At 58.0% G+C, this 17073-nt stretch carries 12 protein-coding genes and 1 pseudogene; 8 read left to right on the top strand and 5 right to left on the bottom strand.

Going from position 1 to position 17073, the window contains the following annotated elements; all coding sequences use genetic code 11:
• Positions 1-6: 6 nt before the first annotated feature.
• The 3 genes and pseudogenes from lsrD to lsrA form a co-directional block, all read right to left on the bottom strand.
• A pseudogene (gene lsrD / locus KO1_RS25580) lies at positions 7-1000 on the bottom strand (autoinducer 2 ABC transporter permease LsrD).
• A complete protein-coding gene (lsrC, locus tag KO1_RS25575; protein ID WP_017145390.1) occupies positions 1001-2035 on the bottom strand; it encodes an autoinducer 2 ABC transporter permease LsrC in 1035 nt (344 codons plus the stop codon).
• Complete coding sequence (lsrA, locus tag KO1_RS25570; protein WP_024274748.1) at positions 2032-3519, bottom strand: autoinducer 2 ABC transporter ATP-binding protein LsrA; 1488 nt, start codon at positions 3517-3519, stop codon at positions 2032-2034. The genes lsrC and lsrA overlap by 4 nt, the downstream gene beginning before the upstream one ends.
• A gap of 219 nt (positions 3520-3738) precedes the next feature.
• On the opposite strand from lsrA, the gene lsrR reads away from it, so the two are divergent.
• From lsrR to KO1_RS25555, 3 genes are all read left to right on the top strand, one after another.
• Positions 3739-4710: a transcriptional regulator LsrR gene (lsrR, locus tag KO1_RS25565; protein WP_004105944.1), complete on the top strand. Its 972-nt coding sequence runs from the start codon at positions 3739-3741 to the stop codon at positions 4708-4710.
• 38 nt (positions 4711-4748) lie between these two features.
• Entirely contained in the window at positions 4749-6341 is a 1593-nt protein-coding gene (gene lsrK / locus KO1_RS25560) for an autoinducer-2 kinase (RefSeq protein ID WP_004105945.1), read from the top strand.
• 213 nt (positions 6342-6554) lie between these two features.
• On the top strand, positions 6555-8576 hold the full coding sequence (locus KO1_RS25555; protein ID WP_024274749.1) for an NADPH-dependent 2,4-dienoyl-CoA reductase: 2022 nt from the start codon (positions 6555-6557) through the stop codon (positions 8574-8576).
• 98 nt (positions 8577-8674) lie between these two features.
• On the opposite strand, the gene rlmG is transcribed toward KO1_RS25555, so the two are convergent.
• Both rlmG and KO1_RS25545 read right to left on the bottom strand, forming a co-directional pair.
• Positions 8675-9805 carry a 23S rRNA (guanine(1835)-N(2))-methyltransferase RlmG gene (rlmG, locus tag KO1_RS25550; RefSeq protein ID WP_023330067.1) on the bottom strand — a complete coding sequence of 377 codons (1131 nt, stop codon included), beginning with the start codon at positions 9803-9805 and terminating at the stop codon, positions 8675-8677.
• A 104-nt stretch (positions 9806-9909) separates the two neighbouring features.
• The gene (locus tag KO1_RS25545) at positions 9910-11253 is read right to left on the bottom strand and encodes a glycoside-pentoside-hexuronide (GPH):cation symporter (RefSeq protein ID WP_004105949.1); all 1344 of its coding nucleotides are present in this window, start codon (positions 11251-11253) and stop codon (positions 9910-9912) included.
• Positions 11254-11360: 107 nt separating this feature from the next.
• On the opposite strand from KO1_RS25545, the gene KO1_RS25540 reads away from it, so the two are divergent.
• The 5 genes from KO1_RS25540 to KO1_RS25520 all read left to right on the top strand — a co-directional run bounded on the left by KO1_RS25540 (position 11361) and on the right by KO1_RS25520 (position 16859).
• Complete coding sequence (locus KO1_RS25540) at positions 11361-12227, top strand: helix-turn-helix domain-containing protein (protein ID WP_064407173.1); 867 nt, start codon at positions 11361-11363, stop codon at positions 12225-12227.
• A gap of 128 nt (positions 12228-12355) precedes the next feature.
• Entirely contained in the window at positions 12356-13999 is a 1644-nt protein-coding gene (locus KO1_RS25535) for a glycoside hydrolase family 43 protein (protein ID WP_024274750.1), read from the top strand.
• Positions 14000-14077: 78 nt separating this feature from the next.
• Positions 14078-14581, top strand: coding sequence for a M48 metallopeptidase family protein (locus KO1_RS25530; protein WP_014839612.1), 504 nt, complete (start codon positions 14078-14080; stop codon positions 14579-14581).
• Positions 14582-14650: 69 nt separating this feature from the next.
• Complete coding sequence (locus KO1_RS25525) at positions 14651-15640, top strand: Gfo/Idh/MocA family protein (protein WP_024274751.1); 990 nt, start codon at positions 14651-14653, stop codon at positions 15638-15640.
• Positions 15641-15890: 250 nt separating this feature from the next.
• A complete protein-coding gene (locus KO1_RS25520; protein ID WP_004115718.1) occupies positions 15891-16859 on the top strand; it encodes a TerC family protein in 969 nt (322 codons plus the stop codon).
• Positions 16860-17073: the final 214 nt, after the last annotated feature.

Below are 17073 nucleotides of genomic sequence, written 5' to 3'. Positions count from 1 at the left end.
GTATGTTTATGCTCCGATTGTCTTATGCGCGAGAAAGACGCCGCCAGGTCATCCGCACCCACTCACGGTGCAGACTCAGCGAACGCCCCATCACCACCACAACCAACAGCGCCCCTGACAGCGCGCTCGACACCTGGTTGGGGATGCCGACCATTTGCAAACCTTGTTGTAAATAGCCCACCAGCAGCGCGGCAAGCGCCGTGCCGACGATCGAGCCGGAACCGCCGTAGATATTGGCCCCGCCGAGCACCGCGGCGGTCAGCGCTGGCATCAGCAGGTCGCGGCCTAAGTCCGAGCGCGCCGAGCCGAAATAGGAGACCATCACCAGCGCCGCCACCGCCGACGCCACGCCCACCAGGCCATACAGCGCGTAGGGCATCCCGTTAACGGAAAGCGCGGCGTAGCGCGCGGCGCGCGGGTTCTGCCCGAGCAGAAAAAGGTGCCGCCCAAAGCGCCCGCGGTGGGCCAGCAGCCAGAAAAAAAAGGTGATAACGGCGAACAGCACCAGCGGTATCGGCAGGCCGAACAGGGTCAGATTGGCGAAGGCGGTAAAGCTATCCGGGAATCCGCCGATGCCTTCGTAGCCGGTCGCCCCGGCCATGCCCGAAAGCAGCAGCGCGCCGCCGCCGTAGAGGTACAGGGTGCCAAGGGTAATCACCAGCGGGCTAATGCCGGTGTAGTGAATCAGCGCCGCGTTCAGCAGCCCGCACAGCAGGCCGAGCAGCAGCGTCAGGGGGATCGCGAGGCTCATCGGCCAGCCCGCCTGCATCATCACCCCCAGCGCGATGGCGCACAGGCCGATGGTGGAACCGAGCGAAATATCAATCCCGCCGCTGATGATCACCAGCGTCAGCGGCAGCGCCACGATGCCGATGCAGATAAAGTCGCTGGTGCTGAACAGCAGCATATTGAGATCGAGCATGCGCGGATTCAGGGTGCCAAACAGCAGGATCTCCACCACCAGTAATCCCAGCAGCGCGCTTTCCCAGTTGAGCTTCATTTACGCCACCTCTTTATTTTTACGTTCAGGAAACGGGGCCACGCGCTTGCCCCCTTTATTGCCGGGCTGAAAGCGACTGTATTTCAGCGCCCGCTGATGGCGGGTCAGCGCCTGACGCAGCCGCCCGTCGAGCACCAGTACGCCGAGCAGCACCAGGCCGGCAATGAAGTCGTTCCACCACGCCGGGAGACGAAACAGCACCAGCACGGTATCGATTTGGGTGAGGAAGAAGGCGCCGAGAAAAGCGCCGAGCAGCGTGCCGGTACCGCCCAGCAGCGAGATCCCGCCGAGCACGCAGGCGGCGATGGCTTTCATCTCCAGGCCGCTGCCGGTCTGATTGGGCACAAATCCAATCTGCGCGGCGAACACAATCCCGGCGCAGGCCGCCAGCATGCCGTTAAGGGTGAATGCCAGCATCCGCGTGCGGTTCACCGCCACCCCAAGCTGGCGGGCAGCGGCAAGGTTATCGCCGACGGCGTAAAAATCACGGCCAAAGGCAGTACGCGATAGTATCCCGCCGCCCGCCAGCAGTAGCGCCAGCACCAGCCAGCCCAGCGGAGAAATGCCGATGAATGCCGGTTCCGACAGCGCTTTCAGGCTGTTCGGCAAACCTTCAATCCACTTACCGCCGGTCCACAGCAGCATCACCCCGCGATAAAGGCCGAGGGTGCCGAGAGTGGCGACAATCGCCGGGATGCGCAGCCCCACCACCAGCAGGCCGTTAAAGGCGCCAGCCAGCGCGCCGATCGCCAGCGCAAAGGCGATGGCGGTCATCAGCCCATACCCGCTATTTAGCGCCACGCCTGTCGCGATAGCGCTCAGGCCAACGGTGGAGCCCACCGAAACGTCAATATTGCGGGTGAGCATCACCAGCGTCGCCCCCAGCGCCAGCAGGCAAAGGATTTGCGAGCTGGCGAAAATCATGCCCAGGGTTTGTAAGCTGAAATAAGCCGGGTTGAGCGCCACCAGCCCGGCAAACAGCACCACGATGGCGAGGAAGGCGCTCAGTTCGCGATTCTTTAATAACGTTTTCATGCCTGCCCTCCGAAGGCCAGGGTCATCATCCGGTCAACGCTGACCGCCTGCTGCGCCAGCTCGCCGCTCTGCCTGCCCTGATGCATTACAACCACCCGATCGGCCAGGCCAACGAACTCGTCGAGATCGCTGGAGATCATCAATACCGCCACGTTCTGCGCGGCGACGCTTTTCAGCAGCTGATAGATGTCGGCTCGGGCGGAAACGTCCACGCCGCGGGTCGGTTCATCGACGATCAGCAGCAGCGGGTTAGCCTCCAGGCAGCGCGCCAACAGTACCTTCTGCTGGTTACCGCCGGAGAGCGTGCGCACCGGGCGATCGCCATCGGCCATTTTGATCCCCAGCGCCCGGTGATAGCGCTCCACCACCGCCGCTTCGCGCCGGTTCTGCTGCCACAGCGACGGCTGGTTAAACATCACCGTGTTCCAGCGCACCGGCGCATCGAGAAACAGACCGGAAACCTGTCTGTCCTCCGGCAGATAGACCAGCCCGCTGGCCAGCCTGGCGCGCGTGCTGTCGCGGCTGATATCGCGGTTTTCCAGCCACACCCGCCCTGCGCGAGCCGGCCGCAGACCATAGAGCGTTTCAGCAAATTCGGTACGCCCGGATCCGACCAGCCCGGCGAGGCCGACGATCTCCCCGGCGCGGATCTCCAGATTGAGATCGATAAAGCCCTCTCCGGTCAGATCTTCGACCCGCAGCACCGGAAAATCCTGCGCCTGAGTGCGACGATTGCCCGGCAGCGCCAGCCACAACTTTTGCGTGTCGCTCAGGGCTCGATCGCGACTGACCGGCGTCATTGCGCCAATCAGCTGGTTGTCGCCGTAGTGCGCGGTTTCCCCGCTCAGCACCACCGCGCCATCGCGCATCACCGAAACGTGGCTGGCGACCTGGCGGATCTCCGGCAGCTTGTGCGAGATAAACACGATCCCGACACCGAGCGCCTGCAAAGAGCGGATCTGGCGAAACAGGCGATCGGTTTCTCCCGGCGTCAATGAGGCGGTGGGCTCATCGAGGATCAGGATCTGCGCGTCGCGCATCAGCCCGCGCAGGATCTCCACCATTTGCTGATCGGCCACTTCCAGCGTGCTGGCCGCCGCCTCAAGGTTAAGCTGGCAATTAAGCTGCTGAAGCTTTTCCTGCAGATGGTTCTCGTTATCCGCCCGCTTCGGCAGACGAAAAAGAATATTTTCCCGCACCGTCAGATTGGGGAATAACATCGGTTCCTGCGGCACCAGATACACGCCCTGCTGATGGGCCTGGGCGGGAGTAAGGCGCGCAAATGTACGTTCGCCGAGGATGAGCTCACCGCTGTCAGGGGTCTCTACCCCGGCAATAATCTTCATCAGCGTCGATTTTCCGGCGCCGTTGCCGCCCATCAGCGCGTGCACCTGGCCGGAAAGCAGCGTGAAATCAATATGCTTCAGCACGGTCACGCCGGAGAACTGTTTGCAGATTTGGCGAGCTTCAAGCAGTGGCTTCATCATCGCGCCTCGTTTTGAACAAAAGATTTTTTGAATTAATAATGTTCAAAAGCGTAGACGGTGAACTATATTTACAACCGTGCAACGATCACAGTTTTATGCTTTCGATCGTTTGAATAAAACCAGCGAACAACGAAAGATCGGTTTTGCCAGTCGGCTCACATTTTCCGACCACGCAATAACGAACATATGATCTAAATTTTTATAAGAGTTCACTTTATGAGCGAAAAACGCATTACGGAAGAGAGCCGCTACGCCGGGCTGGCGTTAGCCGAGGAAGAGCTGGTGGCGCGGGTGGCGTGGTGTTACTACCACGACGGCCTGACGCAGAACGACATCGGCGAGCGTTTAGGGCTGCCGCGGTTAAAAATCTCCCGCCTGCTGGAAAAAGGTCGCCAGTCGGGAGTGATCCGCGTACAGATTAATTCGCGCTATGAGGGCTGTCTGGCGCTGGAAACCGAACTCCAGCAGCGCTTTGGCCTGAAAATCGCCCGCGTGCTGCCGGCGCTCAATACCCCGCCGATGAACACCCGCCTGGGGATTGGCGCGGCGCAATCGTTAATGGGCGTGCTGGAGCCAGGACAACTGCTGGCGGTGGGCTTTGGCGAAGCCACCATGAGCTGCCTGCAGCATCTGAGCGGGTTTATCGGTTCCCAACAGGTTCGGCTGGTGACGCTTTCCGGCGGCGTAGGTCCGTATATGACCGGCATTGGCCAGCTGGATGCCGCCTGTAGCGTCAGCATGATCCCCGCGCCGCTGAGGGTGTCATCGGCGGATGTAGCGGAGATCCTGCGCCGGGAATCGAGCGTACGCGATGTGATCCTGGCCGCCACGGCGGCGGATGCGGCAGTGGTAGGTATCGGCGCCATTGACCAGCGCCGGGACGCCACCATCCTGCGCTCCGGCTACATCAGCGAAGGCGAGCAGCTGATGTACGCCCGCAAAGGCGCGGTCGGCGACATTTTAGGTTATTTCCTGCAGGCCGACGGTAAACCGGTTGAAGGGCTGGAGATCCATCGGGAACTGCTCGGCGTCACCCTTGATGAACTGGCCCAGCTGCCGACCATCGTGGGCGTCGCCGGGGGCACAGAAAAAGCGCAGGCGATTTACGCGGCCCTTATCGGCAAGCGGATTAATGGCCTGGTAACGGAAGAGACAACAGCACGCGCGGTGCTGACGCTGGCCTCATAAATGGCCCTGCGCCGCGCAACATGAGCGAGGCGCATGTCATGAGTTACCTGTTAGCGTTAGATGCCGGGACCGGCAGCGTTCGGGCGGTCGTATTCGATCTCCAGGGCCGTCAGATTGCGGTCGGTCAGGCCGAATGGAAGCACCTGAGCGTGGACAATGTCCCCGGCTCGATGGAGTTCGATCTCAGCGTCAACTGGCAGCTGGCCTGTCAGTGTATCCGCCAGGCGCTGGCCGCCGCCCATCTCTCTGCGGCGGATATTCAGTCCGTGGCCTGCTGCTCGATGCGTGAAGGCATCGTGCTTTACGACCGCAACGGCGAGGCCATCTGGGCCTGCGCCAACGTTGACGCTCGCGCCAGCCGCGAGGTGGCGGAGCTCAAAGAGATCCACGACGACCGTTTTGAATCCGAAGTGTACAGCGTGTCGGGGCAGACCCTGGCGCTGAGCGCCATGCCGCGCCTGCTTTGGCTGGCCCACCATCGCCCGGATATCTACCGCAAAGCGGCGACCATCACCATGATCAGCGACTGGCTGGCGGCGAAGCTCTCCGGCGAGCTGGCGGTCGACCCTTCTAACGCCGGAACCACCGGCATGCTCGACCTGTTCAGCCGCGACTGGCGCCCGGCGCTGCTGGATATGGCCGGACTGCGGGCCGATATTCTCTCGCCGGTCAAGGAGACCGGCAGCGTACTGGGGGCGGTGACCGACGCAGCGGCGGCGCAAAGCGGGCTGCGCGCAGGCACGCCGGTGGTGATGGGCGGCGGCGACGTCCAGCTCGGCTGCCTGGGTCTCGGCGTGGTGCGCGCCGGGCAGACGGCGGTGCTCGGCGGCACTTTCTGGCAGCAGGTGGTTAACCTGCCGGAAGTCCGTACTGACCCGGAGATGAATATTCGCGTTAACCCGCACGTCATACCCGGCATGGCGCAGGCGGAGTCCATCAGCTTTTTTACCGGCCTGACCATGCGCTGGTTCCGTGATGCTTTCTGCGCAGAAGAGAAGCTCATTGCCGAGCGGCTTGGCGTTGACGCCTACAGCCTGCTCGAAGAGATGGCCAGCCGCGTACCGGCGGGTTCCCACGGGGTGATGCCGATTTTCTCTGACGCCATGCACTTTAAGCAGTGGTACCACGCTGCGCCATCGTTTATTAACCTCTCCATCGACCCGGAAAAATGCAATAAGGCCACGCTTTTCCGTGCGCTGGAAGAGAACGCGGCGATTGTCTCCGCCTGCAACCTGGCGCAGATTTCGCAGTTTTCCGGCGTGCAGTTTGATAGCCTGGTCTTTGCCGGCGGCGGTGCAAAAGGGGCGCTGTGGAGCCAGATCCTCAGCGATGTCACCGGTCTGCCGGTGCGGGTGCCGGAGGTCCGCGAAGCGACGGCGCTGGGCTGCGCGATCGCCGCCGGCACCGGCGCCGGGCTATACGCCGATATGGCGACAACGGGTGAGAGACTGGTGAGCTGGTACCGGGAATTTACGCCTAATCCCGCGCATCGGGAGCTGTATCAGGAGATGATGACCAAATGGCAGTCGGTGTACGCCGAGCAGCTCGGTCTGGTGGACAGCGGATTGACGACCTCCATGTGGCAGGCGCCGGGTCTGGCGCGCCGCGAGCGCGTTGCCCCCTCACCCTAAGCCTCTCCCCGACAGGAGAGAGAACAGTCCGGGCTTCACTGGCCCCCTGCGCTATTCCGCCCTTCTCCCTTTCCCGGTGGGAGAAGGGAGAACCTTCCGCCGTTCTTTGAATCCCATCACAATCGCCGCACTCCCCTTTTCCCTTTTTGCCCGCGGCGGCTAAATTAGTAACTCATCCGACCACATAACAATAATTTTACACTGGAAGAGATTATGAGCCGCTACCCGTCGCTTTTCGCCCCGCTTGAGCTGGGGTTCACTACGCTCAAAAACCGCGTGTTGATGGGCTCAATGCATACTGGCCTGGAGGAGCTCCCGGATGGCGCGCAACGGCTGGCGGCTTTTTACGCCGAGCGCGCCCGCCACGGGGTAGCGCTGATCGTCACCGGCGGAATTGCCCCCGCCCCTTCCGGCGTCACCATGGCGGGCGGGGCGGTGCTTAACGACGCCAGCCACCTCTCCCATCATCGCTATATTACCGACGCGGTACACGAGGAGGGCGGCAAAATCGCCCTGCAGATCCTGCATACCGGGCGCTACAGCTACCAACCGAAGCTGGTGGCCCCTTCCGCGCTGCAGGCGCCGATCAACCCCTTTACGCCTCACGAACTGAGCCACGAAGAGATCTTACAGCTGATCGATGATTTTGCCCGCTGCGCCCAGCTGGGGCGAGAAGCCGGGTACGACGGCGTCGAAGTGATGGGCTCGGAAGGCTATCTGATTAACGAATTTCTTGCCGCGCGCACCAACCTTCGCGACGACCAGTGGGGCGGCGACTACGCCCGACGCATGCGTTTTGCCATAGAGGTGGTCAGAGCCGTGCGGGAGCGCGCAGGCAACGACTTTATTATTATCTATCGTCTGTCAATGCTTGACCTTGTCAGCGGCGGCAGCACCCTGGCGGAAGTCACCGAGCTGGCAAAAGCCATTGAGGCCGCAGGGGCAACGATTATCAATACCGGCATCGGCTGGCACGAGGCGCGTATTCCCACCATCGCCACACCGGTACCGCGCGGCGCCTTTAGCTGGGTCACCCGTAAGCTGAAAGGCGCGGTGTCGATCCCGCTGGTCACCACCAACCGGATTAACGATCCCGATGTGGCGGAAGCGATCCTGGCTCGCGGAGACGCCGATATGGTATCAATGGCCCGCCCTTTCCTCGCCGACAGCGAATTTCTCTCCAAAGCACAAAGCGGACGGGCGGAAGAGATCAATACCTGCATCGGCTGCAACCAGGCCTGCCTCGATCGGATCTTCGCCGGCAAGGTCACCTCGTGCCTGGTCAACCCGCGCGCCTGCCATGAAACCCTGATGCCGATAGCGCCCGCGACCACGCCGAAGCGGCTGGCGGTGGTCGGCGCTGGTCCTGCCGGGCTGGCCTTTGCGGTTAACGCCGCCTCGCGCGGACATCAGGTTACCCTTTTTGATGGTCATTGCGAGATTGGCGGCCAGTTTAATATCGCCAAGCAGATCCCCGGCAAAGAGGAGTTCTACGAAACCCTGCGCTACTATCGCCAGATGCTCGATCTTCACGCTGTCGATCTGCGATTGAATACCCACGTCACGGCCGGGGATCTGCGGGCATTTGATGAAATCGTCCTCGCCACCGGGATCGCCCCGCGGATGCCGGATATCGCCGGGATCGAGCATCCCAAAGTGCTGAGCTACCTCGATGTCCTGCGCGATAAAGCGCCGGTAGGCGAGAAGGTGGCGATTATCGGCTGCGGCGGGATCGGCTTTGATACGGCCATGTACCTCAGCCAGTCCGGCATTGCCACCAGCCAGAATATCGGCGAGTTCTGTGCAGAATGGGGGATCGATACCAGCCTGCAGAACGCCGGCGGACTGCGCCCGGAGGGGATGCAGCTGGCTAAAAGCCCGCGCCAGATCGTGATGCTGCAGCGCAAAACCAGCAAGCCCGGCGACGGGCTGGGGAAAACTACCGGCTGGATCCATCGCGCTACCCTGCTGGCCCGCGGCGTCAAAATGATCCCCGGCGTCAGCTATCAACGGATCGATGATGCCGGCTTACATGTGACGATCGGCGGCGAATCTCAGGTGCTTAACGTTGATCATGTGATTATCTGCGCCGGTCAGGATCCCCGCAGCGAGCTGGCCGATCCGCTGCGGGCGGCGGGTAAAACGGTGCATTTGATCGGCGGCTGCGACGTGGCGCTGGAGCTGGACGCCCGGCGGGCTATCGCTCAGGGTACCCGGCTGGCGCTGTCGATTTAGGGAAAGGAAACCCGGCCGGTATCCCGGCTAAGGTATCAACCGGTAGCCCGGCTAAGGCGTCAGCCGCAAGCCGGGGAAACCGGGAAAGCCGATACACCTCAACGCTGTTTGCGCATCTTTGTCGCTTTCAACACCACAAATTTATTATTAGTGGCGATCGTCGTGCAGTTACCGAACGCGCGCTTCAGCTTGCGGAAATAATCGAGGTGGCGGTTACCGACGACATACAGCTCGCCGCCGTACTTCAGGCTACGACGGGCATCGTTAAACATCTGCCAGGCAATATGATCGGTGATCGCATGCTGCTGATGGAACGGCGGGTTGCAGAGGATGGCGGCGAAGCGGTCCGGTTCAATATCGGACAGCGCGTTATTCACCATAAACTCGCAGCGCTCGAGGTCATCCGGCAGATTGGTTTCGACGTTCAGTCGGCTGGAAGCGACCGCCATATAGGACTCATCGGTAAACATCACCCGGGCGTCGGGGTTTAAAGCCAGCGCTTTCAGGCCAATCACGCCATTGCCGCAGCCGAGATCGGCGATCTCGCCTTCAATATTTACTGGCAAGTGTTCCAGGAAGAAGCGCGCGCCAATATCCAGGCCGCTGCGGGCAAACACGTTGGCGTGGTTGTGAATCGTCCACGGTGTACCGTCCAGCTGCCAGCTGTAAGTTTGCGGCGCATCGGCTACCTCAGGCGCGGTAAAGGTACAGAAAATCAGCCGCGCCTTTTTCCAGGCCAGCGATGTGGTGGTGGTGCCAAGGATTTTCTCAAACAGCGCCAGGGTGGAATTGTGGACGTCGCGAGCTTTCGCAGCGGCGATGATGCGGGTTTCTGGCGTGACAACCGCGCGCAGAGCGCGCAGCTGCTGCTCCAGCAGCGCCAGCTGTTTTGGTACTTTAATTAGCACCAGTGCCGGAGCTGCGGGCAGTTCGCTCAGGGGATCCTGAAAACGTACGCTCTCTTCATCAATGCCGTTCATCCGCAGGTTGTAGCGGGTCGCCAGCTCAGAGACGTAGGAATCGTTGATGCTGACCGGATTGCGTTCCGCCAGCGCGCAGCCCAGCGCGCCGAAGCTGTCATTGAAAATGAGCGTCAGGCCGTCGACATCATTCACCTGTTGCAGCAGATATTCATCCGCCGCTTCCCACGCCTGAAGCGCTTCCTCTTCAGCATTCGGCGGGAACCGCTCTAATGTGAATAACTCACCGTTTAACTCTACCTGGCTCATCGCCTTTGTGCCTCCGGAACTCTAAAACCCGCGAGTTTATACGCAAACTCCGCCCAGTAGAATAGAGATGCGCCGATTATCTCCTTCTTCCGGGCGATAGCCCGTTACGCCGGGAGGTCGTCCTGCGCCATGCGCGACAGGCGCTTATCGTCCAGACTATATTTGCTCATGATAACAATCAGCAGCGCCACCAGCACGCCGGGGAAGACGGTAAACAACAGCTTAATCATCTGCAGCGCGGACTCGGTTTGCTGGGCTGCGCCGCCGACGTAGTCGCCCCAGGCCAGCATATAGCCCACCAGCGCGCCGCCGATGGCGATCCCCAGCTTGATGGCAAACAGGTTCGTTGAAAAAACGATCCCGCTGAGCTTTTTACCGCTGCGTTTTTCTTCCGCATCGATGATATCGGACAGCATGCTCCACTGCAGCGGCGTGGCGGCCAGCTGGATAATATTGATGATAATCACCAGCGCAAAGATAGCGGCTACGTTCCCCGCCGGGACGAAGTACATGCCCGTCAGCAGCGCCGCCTCGATGGCCATCGAGATTTTAAACCCTTTCACTTTATCAATATTTTTAAAGATAAACGGTGAGAGCATCGCCCCCAGCACGCCCGAGGCCAGGGTGGTGGTCAGCAGCAGGCTACCCAGATCCGCCCGCCCCATAATGTTGTTGACGTAATAGAGCGTGGTCCCGCCTTTAAACAGCACCGCAATCAGGTTAACGACGTTGAGCGCGAACAAAATGCGCCAGTCCTTGTTGGCGAGCAGAGTTTTTAGATCGTCAAGAATGCTGCTTTGGTTGTTGACCGCGATATCCGTGGTGTAACGCTCTTTCGTCAGGCCAAAACAGATAAAGAACAGGATGATGCTCAGGCCCCCCATTACGATCATGGTGTAAAAATAACCGTTTTGTACGTTCCCCTGGCCCAACCACGCCACCAGCGGTAGCGCGGTCAGCGAAACAATCAGGCCGCCAAGCGTACTGAGCGCAAAGCGCCAGGACTGGAGCGATACGCGCTCGCGGGAGTCGTTAGAAATATTATTGATCATCGCGCAATACGGAACGTTAATCGCCGTATAAACCAGCGATAATAAGGTATAAGAAACATAGGCATAAATGAGCTTGCCGGTATAGCCGAAATCCGGCGTATAAAAAGTTAAGCAGCAAAGAACGCCAAAAGGAATGGCGAACCATAAAATATAAGGTCGGAATTGCCCATATTTAGTTCGGGTACGATCCGCCACCGCCCCCATTAATACATCGGTCACCGCGTCTAATACCCTTACCGCGAGAAACATGGTTCCCATATGCGCCGGACTTAAACCAAATACATCGGTATAAAACCAGGCCATAAACAGCATCACTGTTTGCCAGACTAAATTACAGCCGGTATCCCCTAACCCATAGCTAAATTTTTCTTTAATACTGATACGGGCAGTGTTCATCGCGCCTCCGCCAGAAACATCATTAATATTTGTCCTCTGTACGTTATTGCGAAGGGCCTACCGATTATGTATAAATCATCCTGTTAAATATAAGAAGAGTGTACCCGATGAGTGACGAATCTCCCGTTTTCGAAAAGATCCCCGTGGGCGCCGGCGAGCTATTTACCTTACGGGTAGATAACATAAATGATTTCAATGGTATAAACGTAGTCCCCCATTTTCATATGATGGACGAACTGATGTGGTTCAGAGAGTCGGCAGGCAGCTATTCGATTGGTGATGAAAAATTTACGATAAAAAACAATACTCTGGTTTTCGTCCCTGCCTTATTGATCCATGAAATGACGCTGCCGGCCGCTGCCAGCCACAAGCGTTATCTTATGCAATTCGAAAAAGAGTGGCTTGAGGGATATGACCTGTCGCTACCCGCCGCGCACTGCGGCGCAGTCGCTTACCTTTCCGGCGAGGAAGCCGAGCGTCTGGAGCTGCTCCTGAGCTGGTGCGGCGAGTTCAGCGACTTTGCCGATTCGCTGTTCCGTTCCCTGATGCAGCGCGTGCTGCTGCATGCCTTTAACAGCCTGAAAGATTCCGTCCCCATTACCGAACGGACCAACCACCGCTACCTCAGCGAGCTGATTGAACTTCTGCAATCCATTGATGAAAATGAAAATTTTGAGATGACGACCGAAGAAGCCGCCCGCCGCTGCCGGTGGTCGAAATCCTGGTTTTCCCGCACCTTTAAATCCGCCTTCGGTATCAGCTTCAAAAAATTTATGCTGCTGCGCAAACTCAATATCGCTATCAACCTGCTGACCAATACCGACCTGAAGATCAGCGATATCTCGCAAAGCGCCGGCTTCACCGACAGCGCCTACTTCTGCCTCAAGTTTAAGGAGATGATGAACGACACCCCGCTGGCCTTCCGTCATAAAGTCAGAAGCACCGATGCCGTAGGCAGCCGGGCGGAGAAATAACGCGGTTTTGTGAGCGCCGTCACCGGATAAGTAGACGTTTATTATATAAATAGCCAGAGTCTATATATCCCCTTTGCTATCGCCTGTTTACAATCATCGCTATATTTTGCGCATTAAGGGTAAATACGATGATTCAGAATCCTGTTTTTAAAGGTTTTAATCCGGACCCCTGTATCTGTCGGCGCGGCGATGATTATTATGTAGCTGTCTCTTCCTTTGAATGGTTTCCCGGCTTGCCGATTTACCATTCGAGAGATCTCAAACATTGGCAATTACTCACCCACGTTCTCACCGATGATACGAATCCGGATTTAAAAAAGCTGCCCTCCGCCAAAGGTATTTGGGCGCCAAGCCTTACCTGGTGTGAAGAGGAAAAGCTGTTCTACGTTATTTATGGCGTAATGAATTCCATGAATTCGCGTTATTTTGATGTAGATAACTATCTTATTACCGCCAGTGAAATCAGCGGCCCGTGGAGTGAGCCGGTTTATCTTCACTCGGCCGGCTTCGATGCTTCTATCCTGCACGACAGCGACGGTAAAAAATGGATCGTTTCACTGGAGTGGGAAACCCGCGAAGGTTACGAAAAACCGGGCGCCATTTGCCTGGTGGAGTATTCACCGCAAAGGCAAAGCGTTGTCGGCTATCCGCAGCGGATCTGGCGCGGCGGGACCGATCGCGGTTGTATAGAAGCACCGCATTTGACGCGCCGCGGCGACTATTACTATCTGATGGTCGCTGAAGGCGGCACCGGTTACGGCCATGCGGTCACTATGGCGCGCGCAACGCAGGTCGCTGGCCCCTATGAAGGCGATCCGCAAAATCCTATCGTCACCGCCTGGCCGGAGAATTTTAACGAGCGCCACGATGCAGGTCATCTCAAACCACACTACTTCAATCCGCAAACCTATCTGCAAAAGGCCGGGCACGGCAGCTACGTCGAGTCCCCGACGGGGGAAGTCTGGTTAACCCACCTTTGCAGCAGACCCTTCCGCCAGGAGTTGCGCTGCCCGCTAGGCCGCGAGACGGCGATACAAAAGATGGTATGGAGCGACGATGGCTGGCTGCGCATGGCGGCCGGGGGGAACCTCGCTCAGCACCAGGTGGAAGAGTCTAATCTGCCTTCTCAGCCGTTTCCGGCTAAACCAGACAGGGATGATTTTGATGGGCAGACGCTGGATAACGCCTTCTATGCGCCGCGGATCCGCTTTCAGCGCTTTACCAGCCTTGAGCGTAAAGCGGGTTACCTTGCCTTACGCGGTCAGGAGTCGCTGAGCTCGCTGAATAAAGTCAGCCTGCTGGCGAAAAAGCTCACCTCGGTATACGCCACCATCACCACGAAAATGGATTTCAGCCCGGAGATTTATCAGCATAGCGCGGGCCTGGCGCTTTACTACGACAATATGAACTATCTGTTTTTGCATAAAACCAGGGATGAAGCCTCCGGCGCAGCGCAGCTGGCCATCATTTATATGGACAACGGTGAGCGTCACGACGACCCGCAGAAAATCTGCCTTACGGAGGGGGAAATCTATCTGGCGATGGCGATTAATGGCCGGGAGATACAGTGCTCGTGGTCCGTGGATGGCGAAAAATACCTCAACATCGGCGCGGTCTACGACACCTCGCTTTTTTCCGATGAATACAGCCGCTATGGCGAGTTTACCGGCGCGTTTGTCGGCATGGCCTGCGTGGATAGCATGCTGCATCGTAAAGAGGCGCTGTTTGACTTCTTTAGCTACCGGGCGGTCGAAGACGCGATAATCGAGTAACGCTGCCTTTCTGGCATCCTGCCCGCGCGGGGTGCTAGAATCCGCGGCTGTTGTCGCTGAATTACGCAAACAGGCCGCATGAGCACTTTAACCTATCTCCAGGGCTACCCTGAATCCCTGCTGGCGCAGGTCACCGCGTTAATCGAACAGAACCGTCTCGGCGAGGTGCTGAAAAAGCGCTATCCGCAGGGCCACGATATCAACAACGATAAAGCGCTGTATCAGTACACCCAGGATCTGAAGTCCCGCTATCTGCGCGGCGCGGCGCCTATTAACAAAGTAATGTACGACAACAAGATCCACGTGCTTAACAACGCGCTCGGCCTGCATACCGCCATCTCCCGCGTTCAGGGCGGCAAGCTGAAGGCCAAAGCCGAAATTCGCGTCGCCACCGTTTTTCGCGATGCGCCGGAGGATTTTCTGCGGATGATCGTGGTGCACGAGCTGGCGCACCTGAAGGAAAAAGAGCACAACAAAGCGTTCTATCAGCTGTGCTGCCATATGGAGCCGCAGTACCATCAGCTGGAGTTTGATACCCGCCTGTGGCTGACCCAGCTTTCGTTAGAGCGTTCTGCGCCATAGCGCACTGGTTTTGTCATGATGCCGTGCTACAGTGACGAAAGGTCCCTTTTACGGAGTTCGTCAACGTTTATGATACGTTTCGCAGTTGTTGGCACAAACTGGATAACCAAGCAGTTTGTCGATGCCGCCCATGAAACCGGCAAATATAAACTCACCGCCATCTACTCCCGCAGCCTTGAGCAAGCCCAGGCTTTCGCCAGCGACTATCCCGTCGAACATCTCTTCACTTCGCTGGAAGATTTAGCGCAAAGTCCTGACGTTGACGCGGTCTATATCGCCAGCCCAAACTCGCTGCACTTTCCGCAAACCCGCCTGTTTCTGCGCCATAAAAAGCACGTCATTTGCGAAAAACCGCTGGCCTCGAATCTGCAGGAAGTGGAAGCCGCCATTAAGACGGCGCGGGAAAATAACGTGGTGCTCTTCGAAGCGTTCAAAACCGCCAGCCTGCCAAACTTCCTGCTGCTTAAACAATCATTCGACAAGATCGGCAAGCTGCGCAAAGCCTTTATTAACTACTGCCAGTACTCTTCCCGCTATCAGCGCTATCTCGACGGTGAAAATCCCAACACCTTCAATCCGGCCTTCTCTAACGGCTCGATTATGGACATCGGCTTTTACTGCCTGGCCTCGGCGGTCGCGCTGTGGGGCGAGCCTCGCGCGGTGCACGCAACCGCCAGCCTGCTGGAGAGCGGCGTCGATGGCCAGGGCACGGTCGTTCTCAGCTACGGGGATTTTGATGTCACTTTGCACCACTCAAAGGTCAGCGACTCGGCGATCCCCAGCGAAATTCAGGGCGAAGCCGGCGCGCTGGTGATCGAAAAAATCTCCGAATGCCAGAAAGTGTGTTTCGTGCCGCGCGGCGGCAAATCTCAGGATCTCACCCAGCCGCAGCATATCAATACGATGCTGTATGAAGCGGAGGAGTTAGCGCGTCTGGTCGAAGCCAACGAGGTGGTTCATCCGGGTCTGGAAGTGAGCCGCATCACGGCGATGCTGCTGAGCGAAATTCGTCGCCAGACCGGGGTCGTGTTCCCGGCGGATAGTCAACCGGTGGCGTAAAGCTGTGTAAATGGTCCGTCGGCCTCCATTGACGCCATTTATAACCTGTAATACTTTGTTACGCGCAAAGGGGAGTAACTTCCTTGCCGGCCGATCGTCATTACGATGCGTGAAAAACCGCATCCGGTCGCCGGGCAACAGATTCTTGTTGTAAGTGAGACCTTGCCGGAAGGCGAGGTCTATGCATAAAAGCGCAGCGGCTGCCGTCTTCCGACGTCAGCCGTTTTGTTTTTATGTAAGGAAAATAGTAATGAATACTGTCGGCACACCGTTGTTATGGGGCGGATTCGCAGTGGTCGTAGTCATTATGCTGGCTATCGATCTGCTGCTGCAGGGACGGCGTGGTGCACATAGCATGACCATGAAGCAGGCCGCTGGCTGGTCAATTCTCTGGGTTACCCTCTCGCTGCTGTTTAACGCCGCTTTCTGGTGGTATCTGGTGCAGACCGAAGGTCGCGCCGTGGCCGACCCGCAAGCGCTGGCGTTCCTCACCGGCTATCTGATTGAAAAAGCGCTGGCCGTGGATAACGTCTTCGTCTGGCTGATGCTGTTCAGCTACTTTGCCGTTCCGCCTGCGCTACAGCGCAGAGTGCTGGTTTACGGCGTACTGGGCGCGATCGTACTGCGTACGATCATGATCTTCGCCGGTAGCTGGCTGATCTCTCAGTTTGAGTGGCTGCTCTACGTCTTCGGCGCCTTCCTGCTGTTTACCGGCGTGAAGATGGCGCTGGCGAAAGAGGATGATTCCGGGATCGGCGATAAACCGCTGGTGCGCTGGATCCGCAATCATCTGCGCATGACGGATAAAATCGAGGGTGAGCGCTTCTTTACCCGCAAAAACGGCGTTATCTACGCCACGCCGCTGCTGCTGGTGCTGATCCTGGTCGAGCTGAGCGACGTTATCTTTGCCGTGGACAGTATTCCGGCCATCTTCGCCGTGACCACCGATCCGTTTATCGTGCTGACCTCCAACCTGTTCGCGATACTTGGCCTGCGCGCGATGTATTTCCTGCTGGCGGGCGTCGCGGAGCGCTTCTCAATGCTGAAATATGGCCTGTCGGTGATTCTGGTGTTTATCGGCATCAAGATGCTGATTGTCGATTTCTTCCATATTCCTATCGGCATTTCTCTGGGCGTGGTCGGCGGTATTCTGGTGCTCACCCTGCTTATCAACGCCTGGGTCAACAAGCAGAACGATAAGAAAAAACAGCTGCAATAAAAGGTAAACGACCGGGTGAAGACCCGTTTCACCCGGTCGGCAACGTTCGCCGCGCATTATCCTTACTCATGTCACAAAATAGTTAATGCATAGTTAAAAAATAAGATCTCAGCGCGATAAACAGCATTTTACCCTTCCCCAAGAGCGTTCTTTCCGTATACTCAACCAGGCAAACATCTATTTACATCCGGACATAAACGTTACAAATAATACG

This window comes from Klebsiella oxytoca NBRC 105695, from assembly GCF_001598695.1.
In the GTDB taxonomy this organism is placed as follows: Bacteria; Pseudomonadota; Gammaproteobacteria; order Enterobacterales; family Enterobacteriaceae; genus Klebsiella; species Klebsiella oxytoca.
This window is presented reverse-complemented; position numbering and strand designations above follow the sequence as displayed.

Bases quoted from the DNA above. Each gene is read 5' to 3' on its own strand.
- lsrK (WP_004105945.1), top strand. From the start codon at position 4,749: ATGAGTTACCTGTTAGCGTTAGATGCCGGGACCGGCAGCGTTCGGGCG.
- KO1_RS25535 (WP_024274750.1), top strand. From the start codon at position 12,356: ATGATTCAGAATCCTGTTTTTAAAGGTTTTAATCCGGACCCCTGTATC.
- KO1_RS25555 (WP_024274749.1), top strand. From the start codon at position 6,555: ATGAGCCGCTACCCGTCGCTTTTCGCCCCGCTTGAGCTGGGGTTCACT.
- KO1_RS25545 (WP_004105949.1), bottom strand. From the start codon at position 11,253: ATGAACACTGCCCGTATCAGTATTAAAGAAAAATTTAGCTATGGGTTA.
- lsrC (WP_017145390.1), bottom strand. From the start codon at position 2,035: ATGAAAACGTTATTAAAGAATCGCGAACTGAGCGCCTTCCTCGCCATC.
- KO1_RS25525 (WP_024274751.1), top strand. From the start codon at position 14,651: ATGATACGTTTCGCAGTTGTTGGCACAAACTGGATAACCAAGCAGTTT.
- KO1_RS25540 (WP_064407173.1), top strand. From the start codon at position 11,361: ATGAGTGACGAATCTCCCGTTTTCGAAAAGATCCCCGTGGGCGCCGGC.
- lsrA (WP_024274748.1), bottom strand. From the start codon at position 3,519: ATGAAGCCACTGCTTGAAGCTCGCCAAATCTGCAAACAGTTCTCCGGC.
- rlmG (WP_023330067.1), bottom strand. From the start codon at position 9,805: ATGAGCCAGGTAGAGTTAAACGGTGAGTTATTCACATTAGAGCGGTTC.
- KO1_RS25530 (WP_014839612.1), top strand. From the start codon at position 14,078: ATGAGCACTTTAACCTATCTCCAGGGCTACCCTGAATCCCTGCTGGCG.
- lsrR (WP_004105944.1), top strand. From the start codon at position 3,739: ATGAGCGAAAAACGCATTACGGAAGAGAGCCGCTACGCCGGGCTGGCG.
- KO1_RS25520 (WP_004115718.1), top strand. From the start codon at position 15,891: ATGAATACTGTCGGCACACCGTTGTTATGGGGCGGATTCGCAGTGGTC.